At 63.6% G+C, this 478-nt stretch carries 1 protein-coding gene; it reads left to right on the forward strand.

Annotated elements, in window-relative coordinates:
* Nucleotides 1–478: sigma-70 family RNA polymerase sigma factor (locus EOA36_RS36870; RefSeq protein WP_145969580.1), on the forward strand; the 478-nt coding region annotated here is incomplete at both ends.

Here is a 478-nt window from a genome sequence, read left to right on the forward strand (position 1 = left end):
CTTCGGCACATTGCTGGAGCGTCACTACGAATTCGTCTATCGCGCCGCCTATCGCTGGTGCGGCAGGAAGGCCGATGCGGAAGACATCGCCCAGGAAGTCTGCGTCCGGCTCGGCAAGGCGATCCGCGATTATCGCGGCGGCGGTGCGTTCACGACATGGCTCTATACCATGACGATGAACGCCGCGCGCGATATGATGCGCAAGACCGCGCGCGAGACGGTCAAGACCGAGGCCTATGGCGTCCATGCGCTGATTTCGGGTGAGGCCCCGGCCGAGAGCGAAGACCCTGCCGAAGCGCTGTGGGCGGCGGTGCGGCAATTGCCGGACAAGCAGCGTGATGCCGTGATGCTTGTCTATGGCGAAGGCTTGAGCCACGCGGCCGCCGCCGAGGCGATGGCGATCTCGGAGACGACGGTTTCCTGGCACATCCATGAAGCGAAGAAACGGCTGAAGACGTTGATGCGTTCAGCCGGGGAA

The sequence above is a fragment of the Mesorhizobium sp. M8A.F.Ca.ET.021.01.1.1 genome (genome assembly GCF_003998025.1).
GTDB lineage: Bacteria > Pseudomonadota > Alphaproteobacteria > Rhizobiales > Rhizobiaceae > Mesorhizobium.